The organism is Caulobacter sp. DWP3-1-3b2 (genome assembly GCF_049896325.1).
GTDB lineage: Bacteria > Pseudomonadota > Alphaproteobacteria > Caulobacterales > Caulobacteraceae > Caulobacter.
The window spans coordinates 49,221-64,166 of the sequence record NZ_JAFCUB010000017.1; the positions used below are offsets into that span (position 1 = coordinate 49,221).

A 14,946-nucleotide genomic window follows, 5' to 3' on the forward strand; every position below is an offset into this window, starting at 1 on the left:
AGCCGCGCCCTCTAGGCATTGTGTGACAAATGATGGTACCGCTCTCATCAGCCAGAGAGCGACAGAGATCGCTTAGACGGCCCGGGCGGAAACAGACGGAGTTTGACCAGTGATGAAGATCGTCCGGAACACACGGTTCGCGACCGCCGCCGCCTCGGCCCTGGCCTCACTGCTGGCAGCGACGGCCGCGATGGCCGCCGAGCCGAGCGCCGTCCGCCACATCGCCATCGACGCCCAGGCCCCGACCACCCCGCGCGACCGCTTCTACGACTTGTCGGTCGGCTCGGACTATCCGGGCACCTTGCTGCGCGACGACAGCCTGGCCCAGCTCAAGACCGCCAAGGACGAGCTTGGCTTCCGCTACATCCGCTTCCACGCCATCTTCCATGACGTGCTGGGGACCTACCGCGTCGTTGACGGCAAGCCGGTCTATGACTGGACCAAGGTCGACGCGCTCTACGACGCCCTGCTGAAGATCGGGATCAAGCCGTTCGTCGAGCTGGGCTTTACGCCCGACGCCATGAAGACCTCGGAACAGACGATCTTCTACTGGAAGGGCAACTCGTCCCACCCCGAACCCAAGGCCTGGGCCGGGCTGGTGGACGCCTTCGCCCGCCACGTCGAGGCGCGCTACGGCCAGGCCGAGGTGCGGTCGTGGTACTTTGAGGTCTGGAACGAGCCCAACCTGGCCGGCTTCTGGGAAGGCGCCGACCAGAAGGCCTATTTCGAGCTCTATGACCTGACGGCGCGCACCCTGAAAGCCGTCGATCCGCAGTTGAAGGTCGGGGGGCCCTCGACGGCGGGCGCGGCCTGGACGCCGGAATTCATCGCCCACACCAAGGCCTCGGGCGCGCCGGTCGACTTCATCACCACCCACACCTACGGCGTCGACGGCGGGTTCCTGGACGAGAAGGGCGAGAGCGACACCAAGCTATCGCCGTCGCCCGACGCCATCGTCGGCGATGTGCGGCGAGTGCGCCAGGAGATCGAGGCCTCGTCCAGGCCCGGCATGCCGCTCTATTTCACCGAATGGAGCACCAGCTACACGCCGCGCGATCCGGTCCACGATTCCTATGTCAGCGCGCCCTATATCCTCAGCAAGCTGAAGGCCAGCGAGGGCTTGCTGCAGGGCATGAGCTACTGGACCTATAGCGACCTGTTCGAAGAGCCGGGCCCACCGACCGCGCCGTTCCAGGGCGGCTTTGGCCTGATGAACCCGCAGGGCATCCGCAAGCCGGCCTGGTTCGCTTACAAGTATCTGAACCAGTTGGGCGACAAGGCGATCAAGGTCGCAGACGCCGAGAGTTATGTCACGGGCGACAAGGGCGGCGTCCAGGCCCTGGTCTGGGCCTTCCGTCAGCCGGTGCAGGAAAAGAGCAACCGGCCCTACTACACCAAGGTGCAGCCCACTCATGACATTGAGCCGGTCAGCCTTGACCTCGAGGGCCTGAAGCCGGGCCGCTATGACGTCCAGATCTTCCGCACCGGCTTCAAGGCCAACGACGCCTACACGGCCTATCTGGAGCTGGGCTCGCCCAAGACGCTGAGCGGGTCGCAGGTTAGCGACCTGCAGGCGCTGACGGTGGACAAGCCCGAGACCCGAGCGCTGACCGTCGGCAAGTCGGGCGCGGCGAGGGTGGCGGTGACCATGCGGGCCAATGACGTGGTGCTGGTGAAGGTGGCGCCACGCTAACCGCGCCGTTAGCCCCCCGCCGCCTGCTCCACCGCCAGGCCCAGGTCCAGCGCCCGGGCCGCTTCCTCGCCGGTGACCACCGGACGCGGCGCCTCCCCGCGCACCGCCTTCAGGAACCCCGCCACGCTCTGGCCCAGGGGGTCCTTGCCGGCCGGGGTCTCGGTGAAGTCCTCGATCAGCGGGAACGGCGTGGTGTTGCGGAAGGTGCGGGCCAGAAAGTCGATCTCGACCTCGCCGGAGGGGTAGACGACCTTCATGGTCCGCTCGCGGGCCTCCGCGACGCGCGAGCTGTCGAACACGGCGGTGAAGCCGTTGTCGAAGGTGGCCTCGGCCTTGACCCAGTCGAGCGAGGTCGAGCGGGTGGTGGCCCCCTCGCCTTCCACGGCAATCGGCTCGCCTTCGCAGATCGCCAGGGCCAGGTCGATGTCGTGGATCATCAGGTCGAGCACCACCGAGACGTCGAGATTGCGGTCCGACGGCGTGCCACGACGCACGGCTTCCAGGCGCAGCGGCTGCTCGGGAATGTCCAGCAGGCCCATGGCCTGGAACACAACCCGTTCCTGATGACCGCAGGCCAGCGGCAGCTGTCGCTTGGCGGCCTCGGCGACCAGAGCGTCGGCGTCCTGCGGCGTCACGGCCAGGGGCTTTTCGGAATAGACCGGCTTTCCCGCCTTCAGCGCCGCCAGCACGGCCGGGGCATGGTGTACGGCCGGGGTCGCGACGGTGACCACATCAACCGTCGCCAGGAAGGCGGCCATGTCATCGAAGGCTTCCGCGCCCAGGGGCTCGGCCAGGGCCTGAGCCCGCGCGAGGTCGATGTCGAACACCGCCTTGAGTTCGACTCCGTCGAGCTCGAAGTACTTCTTGGCGTGGTAGCCGCCGAACACGCCCGCGCCGACAACGCCAGCCTTGAGGATATCTTGGGTCATGGGTTTGCTGTCTAGACCGTTCGCTTTGTCGCGGGAAGGACTGGAGGCGCGGACCAGACCGGGTTAAACGTTCGTTTAAGCAACGCACCTCGATCACGAGGTCTGGAGGAACGACCATGGTCACGTCGCGCGAAATCCGTCTGAAGAGCCGCCCGGTGGGTGTCCCAGTCACCACCGACTTCGAACTGGCCACGGTCGAGGTCGGCGCGCCGGGCGATGGCGAAATCCAGGTGAAGAACCTGTGGATGTCGGTTGATCCCTACATGCGCGGCCGGATGACCGACCGCAAAAGCTATGTGCCGCCATTCGAGCTGGGCGAGGCCCTGCAGGGCGGGGCGATCGGCGAGGTCACGGCCTCCAATGATTCGGACTTCAAGGTGGGCGACATCGTCAGCACCATGTTTGGCTGGCGCGAGGTGTTCAACGTCTCGCCCAAGGCGCTAGCGGCCGGCGGCATGGGCGCGGTGACCAAGATCGACACCCATGGCCTGCCGCCCCAGACCTTCCTGGGCGTGGCCGGAATGCCGGGCCTGACCGCCTATGCCGGGCTCTTGCGCATCGCGGCCCTCAAGGATGGTGACATCGTCTTCGTCTCGGCCGCCGCCGGGGCGGTGGGGCAGGTCGTCTGCCAGATCGCCAAGTTGAAGGGCCACACGGTGATCGGGTCAGCTGGCGGGCCCGAGAAGGTGGCGTTCCTCAAGAGCATCGGCGTCGACGAGGTCATCGATTACAAGGCCACGCCCGACGTAGTGGCCGAACTGGCGCGGGTCGCGCCCAAGGGCATTGACGTCTATTTCGAGAATGTCGGCGGCGTTCACCTTGAGGCGGCCATCAACTCGGCGCGGCCGTTCGCCCGCTTCGCCCTCTGCGGGATGATCTCGCAATATAACGAGACCGGCGCCCTGACCGGCCCAAGCAACATCATCCAGGCGGTCGGCAAGAGCCTTAGGCTGGAAGGTTTCATCGTCTCCAACCACTACGACCTCGCGCCGCAATTCATCGCCGACATCGCCGGCTGGATCGGCTCGGGTCAGTTGAAGTGGAACGAGACGATCGAAGAGGGCGTAGAGCGCGCGCCCGACGCGTTCATCAAGCTCTTCAAGGGCGAGAATCTGGGGAAGATGCTGGTCAAGCTGGGCTAGCGGCCTGCTCCGTTTTGGGGACAGGCGCATGCGCCTGTCCCCACTACACCTACCGTCCCCTGAGCTCCGTCAGGGCGTAACCGTCGCCCACCTTGCGGAACTTGAAGCCCACCCGCGCGCCAGGCGTCATTGGCGCCTCGGCCAAAATGTCCGCATACCCTGTGAACGACGCGCGCCCGGCGGAGAGCTTAACCGCGCTCGCGCCGTCGTGATCGAGCGTGAGAGTCTGGCCTTCGATCGCCGCGATCACACCCGTTGAGTCGTACTCCGGGCCGTTTGGAACAGTCGCTTTCGGCGCCGCTGCGACCTTTTCGGGCGCCTTTGGCGGTGCCCCCGGGCAGCAGGCGGTGAGCAAACCGCTGAGAAAAACGATCTTCAAGGCATTGATTTTTATCATATAGTCTCGTGACAAGTTACTGGCGACAGCCTGTTGGACGATCGCGCTTTGATGTTTTTTGCCGCAAGTGCGAAAAGCGCGGCGATTGTGGTAGCGAATTCGTGATCGAAGTTTTACTCTAGGGAGACTGGTGGCTCTCCACGCCGGTTGTCGATGAACGCAAAGTAGCAGCAGAACGCGCCCAATTCCTAGCGGAGGCGGTGCGTCCGGTGAAGCCGACCTCGCGCCCATCGCCACGCTTCTTCGGAGAGGCCCGGCTTATCTCCGGACAGCCCGAGACGACAGACCATGAGCGAACGCGGCGCCTTCTTCGATCTGACTTCGTCGCGCAGCGTCGCCTACGAAACGGTGATGTCCGCCAGCGAGCGGGTCGAGATTCCCACCGACGCACCCCTGGCCATGCCGGTGCAACCGCTTGCCTTCTGGCAGGGCGGCGCCAAGCCTTCCAACACGGCCAAGGGCGACCTTCACCTACGCCGCTGGGGCGTGTTCATCGGCACCGCCGTGATGGGCTTCGCCGGCTGGAAGGCCACGTTCGACACCATCGCCCTAGGCGGCGTGACGCACCTGGAAGCCGTCTGCATCACCCTGTTGGCCCCGCTGTTCCTGGCTCTGGCCCTGTGGTTCTGCACGGCCGTTGTTGGCTTTGTGGTGCTGCTGGGCGAGCCCAAGGATCCGCTGGGCATCGACGACAGCGCATCCTCGCCCATGCCCAGGCCCAAGGCTCGCACCGCCATCCTGATGCCTGTGCACAACGAGGACGCCGCCGAGGTGTTCGCCCGCCTGCGCGCCATGGACGCCTCGCTGGCCGAAACCGGCAATAGCCGCGCCTTCGACATCTTCATCCTCAGCGACACCCGCGACGCGGCCGTGGCCTTGGCCGAACAAGCCTGCTTCGCCCGCTTCCGCCGCGAGGCCAATAGCCACGTGTTCTATCGCAAGCGCACCCAGAACACGGGCCGCAAGGCTGGCAATGTCGCCGACTGGGTCGCCCGCTGGGGCGGCGACTACGAGCACATGCTGATCCTCGACGCCGACAGCCTGATGACCGGCGAGGCCATGGTCCGCCTGGCCGACGCCATGGAGCGTCACCCGCGCATTGGCCTGATCCAAACCATGCCAATGATCATCAACGGCCAGACGATCTTCGCCCGTACCCTGCAGTTCGCCACGCGCCTCTACGGCCGCGTCGCCTGGACGGGCCTGGCCTGGTGGTCGGGTTCGGAAAGCTCCTTCTGGGGCCACAACGCCATCGTCCGCACCCGCGCCTTCGCCGAGACCTGCGGCCTGCCCAGCCTGGACGGCCCCAAGCCGTTCGGCGGCGAGGTGATGAGCCACGACGCCCTGGAAAGCGCCCTGCTGCGCCGCGGCGGCTGGGGCGTGCATCTGGCGCCTTATCTGGGTGGCTCGTATGAAGAGAGCCCCTCCAATTTGCTGGATTTCGCCACGCGCGATCGCCGGTGGTGCCGGGGCAATGTGCAGCACGTGCCGTTGATCGGCCTGCCCGGCCTGCACTGGATGAGCCGCCTGCACCTGGTGATCGGCGTGCTCAGCTATGTGCTGTCGCCCCTTTGGTTCGTAGCCCTGTCAGCCGGGATCATCTCGCGCATGCTGATGCCGGAGTTGAAGAAGGCCGCCTTCACCCTGGCCGACCTGCAGGCCGCAGCCCACGCCCTGATTGACTGGCGCGAGATCCAGGCCACCGCCTGGGCGATGATCATCACCTTCGTCCTGCTGTTTGGCCCCAAGATCCTGGGCTCGATCCTGGTCTTTTCGCGCAAGCACGAGATCAAGGGCTTCGGCGGCCGCCGCCGGATCCTGGCCGGCCTCGCCGTCGAGATGCTGCTCTCGGCCTTGGTCGCCCCGATGCTGATGTTCACCCAGACCCGCGCCTTGGTCGAGATCCTGGCCGGCAAGGTCGGCGGCTGGGCCACCCAGCGCCGCGACGCCGACAAGGTCACCGGCAAGGAAGCCTTCGCGGCCATGGGCTGGATCAGCCTCACGGGCCTGGCCCTGTCGGTGATGTTCTGGTTCACGCCGGACCTGCTGACCGCCACCGCCCCGATCCTGGCCGGCCTGGTTTTAGCCGTGCCGCTGACCATGCTGGGCGCACACAAGATCGCCGGCCTGGCCGTCAAGGCCAACGGCCTGTTCATGACCCCGGAAGAGCGTCGGCCGCCAGCCATCGTCCGCGCGGCCTTGGGCCCCGCCTGCGAGCCGCCGGCCGCCTGGTTCAGCCGCCAGCAGCATCCCGTCTTGGTCGCCGAGCACCCGGCGGAACAGAACGCCGCCTGACATCTTACAGCCAGGCGCGCTAAGCGTCTGGCTCCGCCTCCCCGACCGGAGTAGAAGCGCGCTTCGTTCAATCCTAACGGAGCTTCCGCCGTGTCGCGCCTCTTCAGCGCCTATGTGATCGTCGACTGGAGCGCGGCGGCCAAGCCGACCACGGGGGCGGACTCCGTGTGGATCGGCGTGGTCAAGCGCGACGTGCGCTTCCGCCTGACCTTCGAGACCTTCAACCCGCCTACGCGTCTCGAAGCCGAGACCAAGCTGGCGGCGATCCTCGACGACCTGAAGAAGCGGGGCGAGCGCGCTCTGGTGGGTTTCGACTTCCCGCTGGGCTTCCCGCGCGGCTTCTCCCAGGCCCTGGCCCTGAAGGGCGAGCAACCCTGGCGCGCGGTCTGGGACCAACTGGCCAAGATGGTCAAGGACAAGACCGACAACACCAACAACCGCTTTGGCGTCGGCTCGGAGCTAAACCGCCGGCTGACCGGCGGTCCCTTCCCGTTCTGGGGCGTGCCGCCTAAGGACACCCTGACCACGCTGCAGCCGAAGAAGACCCGCGAGCATGGCCCGGACGACCTGCCGGAGTTCCGCCACGCGGATGTGGCGGCCCAACCTACAAAAGGGGGGGGCGCCCATTCGATCTGGAAGCTCTACTACAACGGCTCGGTAGGCGGCCAGGCGATCATGGGCATTCCGGCGGCGCGCCGTCTTCGGGATGCTCGCGGCGACGCGGCGCGGGTCTGGCCGTTCGAAACGGGCTTCAAGGCTCTGACCGAGGCCGACCTCGAGGGCGTGTCGGTGGTGATCGCCGAGGTCTATCCCTCGCTGATCAAGGCCGTGCCTGCCGCCGGCGAGGTCAAGGACGCCGCCCAGGTGCGCGCTCTGGCCGAGCACTTCGCCAAGCTGGACGAGGCGGGCAAGCTGGCCGCGCTGTTCGGGCCGAGCAAGGGCGCGCCGGAGGACGTGGTGGTCGACGCCGAGACGCAGGAAGGCTGGATCCTGGGGGCGGCCATCTAGTCAGCACGCCCTGATGGGGACAGACGCATGCGCCTGTCCCCATTGCATCACCGATCCCGCACGTCCAGCATCCTATACCGCCCCAGCAGCAGCCCCGCCGCGATGAAGCTGGTGATGATCACCGACCAGACGATGCCGTTGACCCCCAGCTTCATCGGCAGGGCCAGCCACCAGGCCAAGGGGCCCATGATCAGGGCATAGGCCACCATGTGGGTGGCGGTGGGAATCCACACCTCGCCGCGCGCCCTCAGGGCTTGGGCGCAAACCACCTGAACGGCGTCGGGCAGCAGGAACAGGCAGCTGAGCGCCAGCGCTGGCCCGATCAGAGCCAGGGCCGCCGGGTCGGTCGTATAGGCCGCCGCCACGAGATGGCGCAGCGGATACAGCAGTCCCGACACCAGGAGGGCGAACACCGCCGTGACGCCAAAGGCGATCCAGCCGGCTCGGCTCATGCCTGGCAGGTCGCGCGCGCCATAGGCCCGGCCCACCTGCACCGCCGTGGCGGTCGACAGGCCCAGCGGGACCATGAAGATCACCGCCACCACGTTCAGCACCACAGCCCAGGCGGCCACCGAATAGCCGCCCAGCCAGCCAGCCACCAGGCTCATGCCGGCGAAGGCCGAGACCTCGAAGAAGTTCGACGTGCCCGCGCCATAGCCAACCCGCCGTTGCTCGATCTCGGCCGGCCGGTCGCGGGCCGGCTTGTCGAACACGCCCAGGTCGCGGGCGTCCTTGCGGCGCAGGATGATCACGACCAGCATCACCGTCAGGGCCACCCGCGCCACGAAGGTGGACCAGGCCGCGCCTGTCGCGCCCAAGGCGGGCAAGCCAAAGGTTCCCGGCACCAAAACCAGATTGACCGCCAGGTTGATCAGGTTGGCGATCCACATGGCGATGGTCACCGCCCCCGGCCGCGCCAGGCCCTCCAACCAAAAGCTCAGGGCGACGCTCAGCGCATAGGGGGTCAGTGACAGCGAAAACACGATCAGCGGCACGGTCGCGCCGTCGGCCAGGGCCTTGTCCAGGCCCGCGCGGTGCAGCAGCGGCGGTCCCAGCACCGCCAGCAGCAAGGTGCCAGCCAGGCCCAACCACAGGGCGTAGGAGAGCCCCCGCCGCAGCACCGCTCCCGCCTCATGCGGCTTGCCGGCTCCGATGGCCCGCGAGCCCATCACCTGCACCCCGACCAGCAGCCCGACCGTGACGGTGACGAACACCGAGGTCGGCGCCCAGGCCATGGCGTGGAAGCCAAGCTGCGTCGCCGAATAGTGCCCCACCACGATGGCGTCGGTCAGGCCCATGACCATGATCCCCAGGCGCGACAGCACCACCGGCCCCGCCAGGCGGAGCAGTTCAATCAGGTCGGAGACGATGACGCCGTGCGGCTTCCCCGGGTCGGGAGCCGACGCGGCCGCGAGCGGCGGCATGGAAAGGCCTTTCAAAGAGGGCCGGGAAAATGACCGATGGCTCCGCTTTGGGCAACCCCGCTTCCCATGCTGAGGCTTGGAACATCCGCTACCGCTCGCCTGTTCCGACATTTTAGCCTTCAGGAGCGCGCGATGTCAGACGTCGAAACCCCGGAATTTGAATCCGCCGCCCACCGCACGTCGCAGGCCGAACGCGACATCCAGGCCCCGCTGGACGCGAAGGAGAAGCGGTCGTTCAAGGAGAACGAGGACGCGAAGCCCGCCATGCAAGCCGGCGCTCGTCCCTATCCCGCGCCGCCCTTCCCCGAACAGCACCAGCTGAAGCCCGGCCTCGAGGCCGCGCTCGATCCGGCGCCGATGTACGACGCGCCCTTCTACAAGGGCTCGGGCAAGCTAGAGGGCAAGGTGGCCCTGATCACCGGCGCCGACAGCGGCATTGGCCGGGCCGTGGCGGTGCTGTTCGCCCGCGAAGGGGCCGACGTCGCCATCGGCTATCTCGACGAAGACGAGGACGCCGAGCTGACCCGCATGGCCGTTGAACAGGAAGGCCGCCGCGCCATCCTGGTGCCCGGCGATGTCGCCGACCCCGCCTATGCCAAGGCCGCCGTCGCGCGCACGGTCGCGGAGTTGGGCAAGTTGGACATTTTGGTCAACAACGCCGCCTTCCAGGAGCACGTGCTCGACTTCGAGGACCTGACCGAAGAACACTTCGACCGCACGCTGAAGACCAACCTCTATGGCTATTTCCACATGGCCCAGGCGGCGGTGAAAGTGATCCCGCCGGGTGGTGCCATCGTCAACACCGGCTCGGTTACCGGCTTGCTCGGTAACAAGGACCTGTTGGACTATTCGATGACCAAGGGCGGCATCCACGCCTTCACCCGCTCGCTGGCCACCCACCTGATCGACAAGGGCATTCGGGTCAACGCCGTGGCCCCCGGTCCTGTCTGGACCCCGCTGAACCCGGCCGACAAGCTGGGTCCCGACGTGGCGCAGTTTGGCGGCAAGACGCCCATGAAACGCCCGGCCCAACCGGAGGAGATCGCGCCCGCCTACGTGTTCCTGGCCTCCCCCCAGACCTCCAGCTACATCACCGGTGAAGTGCTGCCGATCATCGGCGGCTACACGGGAGGCTAGGCGGAACCGCTGGCGGCGTTAACCCGTTGCGAAATCAGAAAAAAGTCTGGCGGCCTTCGCCAGCCAGGAAATGTCCATGACCAAGAAACATCCGCTGATCGCGCTTGGCGCGGTTTCTGTGCTGGCGCTCACCGCCGCCGCCTGCTCGCCGAAGACCGGCGCGCCCAAGACCACCGGCGACACGCCGGCGGCCGCGACCCAGACCACCGAAGCCGGCAAGGCCGACGCCGACATGCAGGCCGTGCTCGACAAGCTGGGCTCGCTGGGCGGCAAGCCCATCGAGACCTTGTCACCCGAAGAGGCCCGCAAGCAGCCAACCCCGACCGACGCGGTCAAGGCGCTGATGGCCGAGAAGGGCCTTAGGGCCGACACCACGGTGACAACAAAGGATATAACCTATCCTGGGGCCAGCGGCGCCCAGAAGGCGCGGGTCTATACGCCAGCCGGCGCGACTGGTCCCCTGCCCGTCGTGCTCTACATCCACGGCGGCGGCTGGGTAATCGCCGATATCGACGTCTATGACGGCGGGCCGCGCGCCCTGGCCAAGGCGGCCAACGCCATCGTCGTCTCGATCGAGTATCGCCACGCGCCGGAAGCCAAGTTCCCGGCCGCTCACGACGACGCGAACGCCGCCTATCCTTGGCTGCTGGCCAATGCCGCGAAGTGGGGCGGCGATCCGACCAAGGTGGCCGTGGTCGGCGAAAGCGCAGGCGGCAACATGGCCGTCAATGTCGCCATCGCCGCGCGGGACAGGGGTTGGATGGCGCCCAAGGCGGTCATCGCCGTCTATCCGGTGGCCGACAGCAACATGGCCACCCGTTCCAAGGTGGCCAACGCCGCCGCCAAGCCGCTGAACACCCCGATGCTGGCCTGGTTCTTCACCCACACCCTCGGCAACCCTGCCCAGGCCACCGACCCGCGGGTGAACCTGGTGGGCGCCGACCTGAAGAACCTGCCGCCGACCACGATCATCCTGGCCGAGATCGACCCGCTGCACGACGACGGCGTCAATCTGGCCGACAAGCTGAAGGCCGCCGGTGTCGCCACCGACCTCAAGGAATATGCCGGCGTGACCCACGAGTTCTTCGGCATGGGCGCGGTCGTCGCCGACGCCAAGGACGCCGAGGACTTCGCGGCCGGCAAGCTGAAGACCGCTTTCGGTCAGTAGCCTTAAGGGCCTCCCTCTCCGGGGGAGGCCCTTTACCTTGCTCCGTAACGGGCCGCTAAGGTCGCCAGTTTAGGTTGCCAACCAGGCGCAAAACGCGCCGTCGGAATTTTCGATGTCGCTGAATAGCGTCAACACCAATATCGGCGCGATGATCGCCCTGCAGTCGCTGGCTGCGACCAACCGCGACCTGTCCGACACCTTGCGCCACATCGCCACCGGCCGGGCGATTTCCTCCCCCAAGGACAATCCCGCCGTCTGGGCGATCGCCCAGAACCAGCGCGCGGAATCCCATTCGCTGGACGCTGTGCGCGCCTCGCTGCAACGGGGCCAATCGATCACCGACGTCGCCCTCGCGGCCGGCGACACCGTCACCGACTTGCTCGGCCAGATGAAGGAAAAGATGCTGGCGGCTTCGGACACCAGCCTCTCCACCACCAGCCGCAAGGCCTTGAACGACGACTACGTGTCGCTGAAGCGTCAGATCGATCGCACGGTCGGCAATGCCGACTTCAACGGCGTCAACCTGATCTCCTCAGGCTCGAACGGCCAGATCCGGGCCCTCGCCAACGCCCAGGCCTCCGACACCGTCGATGTCGATCACGTGGACCTGTCAACCACAGGCTCGGCCCTGTCGGGCATGCGCGCCGACCTGCTGGGCGCGCCGATCAGCACCGCCGAGATCAAGGCGATGGGCGGGGCAATCGAGAACGTCACCTCGGCCCTCTCGCACATCGGCACGGGCGCCTATGCGCTGCAGACCCACATGACTTTCATCGACAAGCTGCAGGACACGCTCGACGCCTCGATCGGCCGGCTGGTCGACGCCGACATGGCCAAGGAGGCCACCAAGCTTCAGGCCCTGCAGATCAAGCAGCAGTTGGCTTACAAGTCGCTGAGCATAGCCAATTCGGGCACGTCGTATTTGCTGACGCTGTTTGGGCGCTAAGATCAGGGACGTCACCCAATGAGTTCCCATGGCCCGCCATCTCGCCCTGCTGTCCCTGCTCGTCCGTGACTATGACGAGGCCTTGGCCTTCTATGTCGGCAAGCTGGGTTTCAGCCTGGTCGAGGACAGCGACATGGGCGGCGGCAAGCGCTGGGTCGTGGTCTCGCCGGGGCTTGGCGGTTCGCGCTTCCTGCTGGCCAAGGCGGCCGACGCGGTTCAAGCGGCGATGGTTGGCGGCCAGGGCGGCGGACGGGTCTGGCTTTTCCTGCACACCGACGACTTCGCCGGCGACCATGCCCGGCTGACCGCGGCGGGCGTGCGTTTCCTGGAGGAGCCGCGTCATGAGGCCTATGGCAGCGTCGCGGTGTTCGAGGACGTCTATGGCAACCGCTGGGACCTGCTGCAACCCAAGACCAAGGCTGAGTGACGGCGGGCCTGTAGGCCAATGGGCGTGTTAAGCCGCCTCGAACGCCTCCGCCGCCAGGACCCGAAGGTGCTCGACGATGTCCGTCGGCCACGCGGCCGCCAGATCGAAGAAGGCCCGCGCGTCGCCCGCGAACAGCGCTCGAGAGGCGCCCTCGAAGCCCGCACGGTCGCCGGCCATGACCGAGGCGAAACGATAGGTGGCTTCACGCGCGGCGCGGCGACGGGTGGGTCCCTCCGTGTCGCGACGGGCGGCCTCGACCAGCTTGCGCAGCGCCACCGAGGCGCCGCCCGGCTGCGCGGCCAACCATTCCCAATGGCGCGGCAGCAGGGTCACCTCGCGGGCGGTGACGCCGAGCTTCGGGCGGCCCCGACCGCGCGGCGCGGCCTCCGGCGTCTCTTCGCCCAGTCGCCGAGCGATATCCGAAGGACCGCCACGCAGGTCGAAATCGACTTGCCGGCCCTCCGGATCGAAGATCAGCAGTGGCTCCGCCGACGCGTCCTCCAACCGGCCTTGGGCGGCGACGGCCACTTCCAGCTTTGAGCCCGCCGCGAGCCGCCGCTCGCCCTCGAAGACGACATAGGGGTTGGGCGCGCCACTCATCGCCGCAACCCCTCGGCGCCCAGCTTGACGCGCCAATGCTCGCGGCGCTCGACCAGCAACGAGGCCCGGCCCAGCCGTTCCAGGCCCTCGTCGTCGAGCACCTCCAGCACGTCGAAACCGAAGGCCGCCTCGCCGTGCGTTTTCCACGCCGCCTGCAGGCTGGCGCTGGAATGGCCGCCCATCCTCAGACTGAACCAGACGCCGCTCTGGCGGGTGGCGAGATCGGCCGTGCCGCCGATCCATGCCTCGCCTGTCACCAGGCAACGGACGGCGTAGATTCCGGCCTGTACTTGGCGGTCCCTGTAGTCGCGCAGCAGCGCCCGTCGGTCGGTCATGTTCGTTTCCATGACCGCATTTTACCCGGATAATTTAGAGAGTCAATATTACCCGGATTTTATTTGCCATTATCGCTCGTCGCTTTTTCCATCCGACCGTAGGCTTCCTTGACGAGAACTTGATCATTGGGCGGCGCCTTGTGCGCGGTGGCGCTCTCGGCGAGGACCTGGGCGGCCGCGACATTCAGGTTCATGTGCGGCGAGCGGGCCAGCGGCACGATCAGCGCGCCGGCGGTGTCGTACTCGCCCTTTCGCAGCAGGGCGAGTACAGCGTCGATGCGGATTTGCTCGACCTGGGGGGCCAGCAGATGGGCCTGGACCAAGACGTCGATTACGGTCTCGCTCTCGGGCGGCAGCGTGCGGGCGTAGCGATAGAGGGCGGGGTAGAAGCTGGGATCGAGCTTGACCGCACGGGCGAAGGCTTTCTTGGCTTCAGCGGTCGCGCCGGCCTTCTGGGCCGGATCGCGACGCGCGACGGAGAGATAGGAAACCCCCAGCAAATACTGGCTATAGGGATCGTCCTTCACGATGTCCGCGCCTTTCAGCGTGGCCACGGCGGTCGAAGGGTCACCGAACACCTGCTCGGCGTGAGCCTGGGTGCGGATCGCCAGGGGATCGCCGGGATATTTGGCGGCGCTCTTGGTGATCGTGGCCAGGATCGCCGCCGCCTGATCGTCGGTCTCGCCATGTCGCCCCTGCATCAGGCGCAGCGACGGCAGCAGCAGATCCTTGGCGGCCGGCGACAGCGCGGTCACCGTCATGTCAGCGGGGGCGAGCGGCTTGATGGGGATTATGGTGTAAGTCATGCCCGAGCGGGCGTAGCTGGTAAGTTGCCGCTGCAGCGTGGGCTTGTCGGTCTTGAAGGCGGCCGCGAAGGCCTCCGGCTCGGCCTGGCCCCCGCGCAGGGCGCTGAAATAGGTTTGCAGTTGTTCGGCGCGGACCGGATCGCGCAGCAGATAGTGGGTCAACAGCCAGCCCTGTGCATAGACCATCTCACCGGCGGCTTGCCCGGATTTGGGCGCCAGGAGAGTGTCCAGAGTGATCCATGGCCGGTTTTCGAGTGACGCCACGCGCATGGGCGCGGCGGCGCCGAGCTGGATGGTTTCGCCCTGGGCCGTGGCGGTGGCGAAATACTCGGCGAAACCCTCTGTGAACCAGGTCGGGTAGGGATAGGTGAAATACTGCTGCATGAAGTGATGAGCATATTCGTGCTGCAGGACATGGCGCGCCTGGTCGCGGTCGCGGGCGTCCCACGTGGCTAACGCGAACCGTCCGCCAGGGCCGGCCTTGTAGAATCCCACCACGTGGCGATCCAGGCCAGGCAAGACCTTCTCGAGATCCGAATGGTCAGACACAAGATAGATGTCGAGACGGGCCACAGTCGCCTGGCTGTCCATATGCATTACGCCCGCCAGCAGGCGGTGATAACGCTCAAGGTCCGACGC

Annotated in this window: 14 protein-coding genes; 8 read left to right on the top strand and 6 right to left on the bottom strand. The window is 66.8% G+C overall.

Translation table 11 applies throughout. The annotated features are described in order from the left end of the window. The first annotated feature begins 190 nt into the window (after positions 1-190). Positions 191-1,693: a GH39 family glycosyl hydrolase gene (locus ACP7AG_RS12535; RefSeq protein WP_426031192.1), complete on the top strand. Its 1,503-nt coding sequence runs from the start codon at positions 191-193 to the stop codon at positions 1,691-1,693. Between the two features lie 8 nt (positions 1,694-1,701). Here ACP7AG_RS12535 and ACP7AG_RS12540 read toward each other — a convergent pair whose 3' ends face one another. Next, the gene (locus ACP7AG_RS12540; protein WP_426031152.1) at positions 1,702-2,622 is read right to left on the bottom strand and encodes a Gfo/Idh/MocA family protein; all 921 of its coding nucleotides are present in this window, start codon (positions 2,620-2,622) and stop codon (positions 1,702-1,704) included. Positions 2,623-2,738: 116 nt separating this feature from the next. On the opposite strand from ACP7AG_RS12540, the gene ACP7AG_RS12545 reads away from it, so the two are divergent. Then, on the top strand, positions 2,739-3,764 hold the full coding sequence (locus ACP7AG_RS12545; protein ID WP_426031154.1) for an NADP-dependent oxidoreductase: 1,026 nt from the start codon (positions 2,739-2,741) through the stop codon (positions 3,762-3,764). A 49-nt stretch (positions 3,765-3,813) separates the two neighbouring features. Here the strand turns inward: ACP7AG_RS12545 and ACP7AG_RS12550 are convergent, their stop codons facing one another. Then, a complete protein-coding gene (locus ACP7AG_RS12550; protein ID WP_426031156.1) occupies positions 3,814-4,161 on the bottom strand; it encodes a copper-binding protein in 348 nt (115 codons plus the stop codon). Positions 4,162-4,449: 288 nt separating this feature from the next. On the opposite strand from ACP7AG_RS12550, the gene mdoH reads away from it, so the two are divergent. Then, entirely contained in the window at positions 4,450-6,456 is a 2,007-nt protein-coding gene (mdoH, locus tag ACP7AG_RS12555; protein WP_426031158.1) for a glucans biosynthesis glucosyltransferase MdoH, read from the top strand. A 90-nt stretch (positions 6,457-6,546) separates the two neighbouring features. Beyond that, the gene (locus ACP7AG_RS12560; protein ID WP_426031160.1) at positions 6,547-7,464 is read left to right on the top strand and encodes a cobalamin biosynthesis protein CbiG; all 918 of its coding nucleotides are present in this window, start codon (positions 6,547-6,549) and stop codon (positions 7,462-7,464) included. 47 nt (positions 7,465-7,511) lie between these two features. Here ACP7AG_RS12560 and ACP7AG_RS12565 read toward each other — a convergent pair whose 3' ends face one another. Beyond that, on the bottom strand, positions 7,512-8,888 hold the full coding sequence (locus ACP7AG_RS12565; protein ID WP_426013372.1) for an MATE family efflux transporter: 1,377 nt from the start codon (positions 8,886-8,888) through the stop codon (positions 7,512-7,514). A gap of 132 nt (positions 8,889-9,020) precedes the next feature. Between ACP7AG_RS12565 and ACP7AG_RS12570 the strand changes: the two genes are divergently transcribed. The 4 genes from ACP7AG_RS12570 (at position 9,021) to ACP7AG_RS12585 (ending at position 12,566) form a co-directional block, all read left to right on the top strand. Beyond that, positions 9,021-10,025, top strand: a complete 1,005-nt coding sequence (locus tag ACP7AG_RS12570) for an SDR family oxidoreductase (protein ID WP_426013373.1) — start codon at positions 9,021-9,023, stop codon at positions 10,023-10,025. A 76-nt stretch (positions 10,026-10,101) separates the two neighbouring features. Beyond that, positions 10,102-11,193 (top strand): alpha/beta hydrolase, encoded by a 1,092-nt coding sequence (locus ACP7AG_RS12575; RefSeq protein WP_426013374.1) that lies wholly within the window; start codon positions 10,102-10,104, stop codon positions 11,191-11,193. A 112-nt stretch (positions 11,194-11,305) separates the two neighbouring features. Then, positions 11,306-12,139: a flagellin gene (locus ACP7AG_RS12580; RefSeq protein WP_426013375.1), complete on the top strand. Its 834-nt coding sequence runs from the start codon at positions 11,306-11,308 to the stop codon at positions 12,137-12,139. A 28-nt stretch (positions 12,140-12,167) separates the two neighbouring features. Continuing rightward, entirely contained in the window at positions 12,168-12,566 is a 399-nt protein-coding gene (locus ACP7AG_RS12585) for a VOC family protein (RefSeq protein ID WP_426031162.1), read from the top strand. 27 nt (positions 12,567-12,593) lie between these two features. Here ACP7AG_RS12585 and ACP7AG_RS12590 read toward each other — a convergent pair whose 3' ends face one another. Genes ACP7AG_RS12590 through ACP7AG_RS12600 form a run of 3 tightly spaced genes read right to left on the bottom strand, consistent with a single transcriptional unit; the run spans position 12,594 to position 14,904 of the window. Beyond that, entirely contained in the window at positions 12,594-13,166 is a 573-nt protein-coding gene (locus ACP7AG_RS12590) for a DUF2239 family protein (RefSeq protein WP_426031164.1), read from the bottom strand. After that, positions 13,163-13,501, bottom strand: coding sequence for a GIY-YIG nuclease family protein (locus tag ACP7AG_RS12595; RefSeq protein ID WP_426031166.1), 339 nt, complete (start codon positions 13,499-13,501; stop codon positions 13,163-13,165). The genes ACP7AG_RS12590 and ACP7AG_RS12595 overlap by 4 nt, the downstream gene beginning before the upstream one ends. Before the next feature lie 59 nt (positions 13,502-13,560). After that, positions 13,561-14,904, bottom strand: a complete 1,344-nt coding sequence (locus ACP7AG_RS12600; protein WP_426031168.1) for a collagenase — start codon at positions 14,902-14,904, stop codon at positions 13,561-13,563. Between the last annotated feature and the right edge of the window lie 42 nt (positions 14,905-14,946).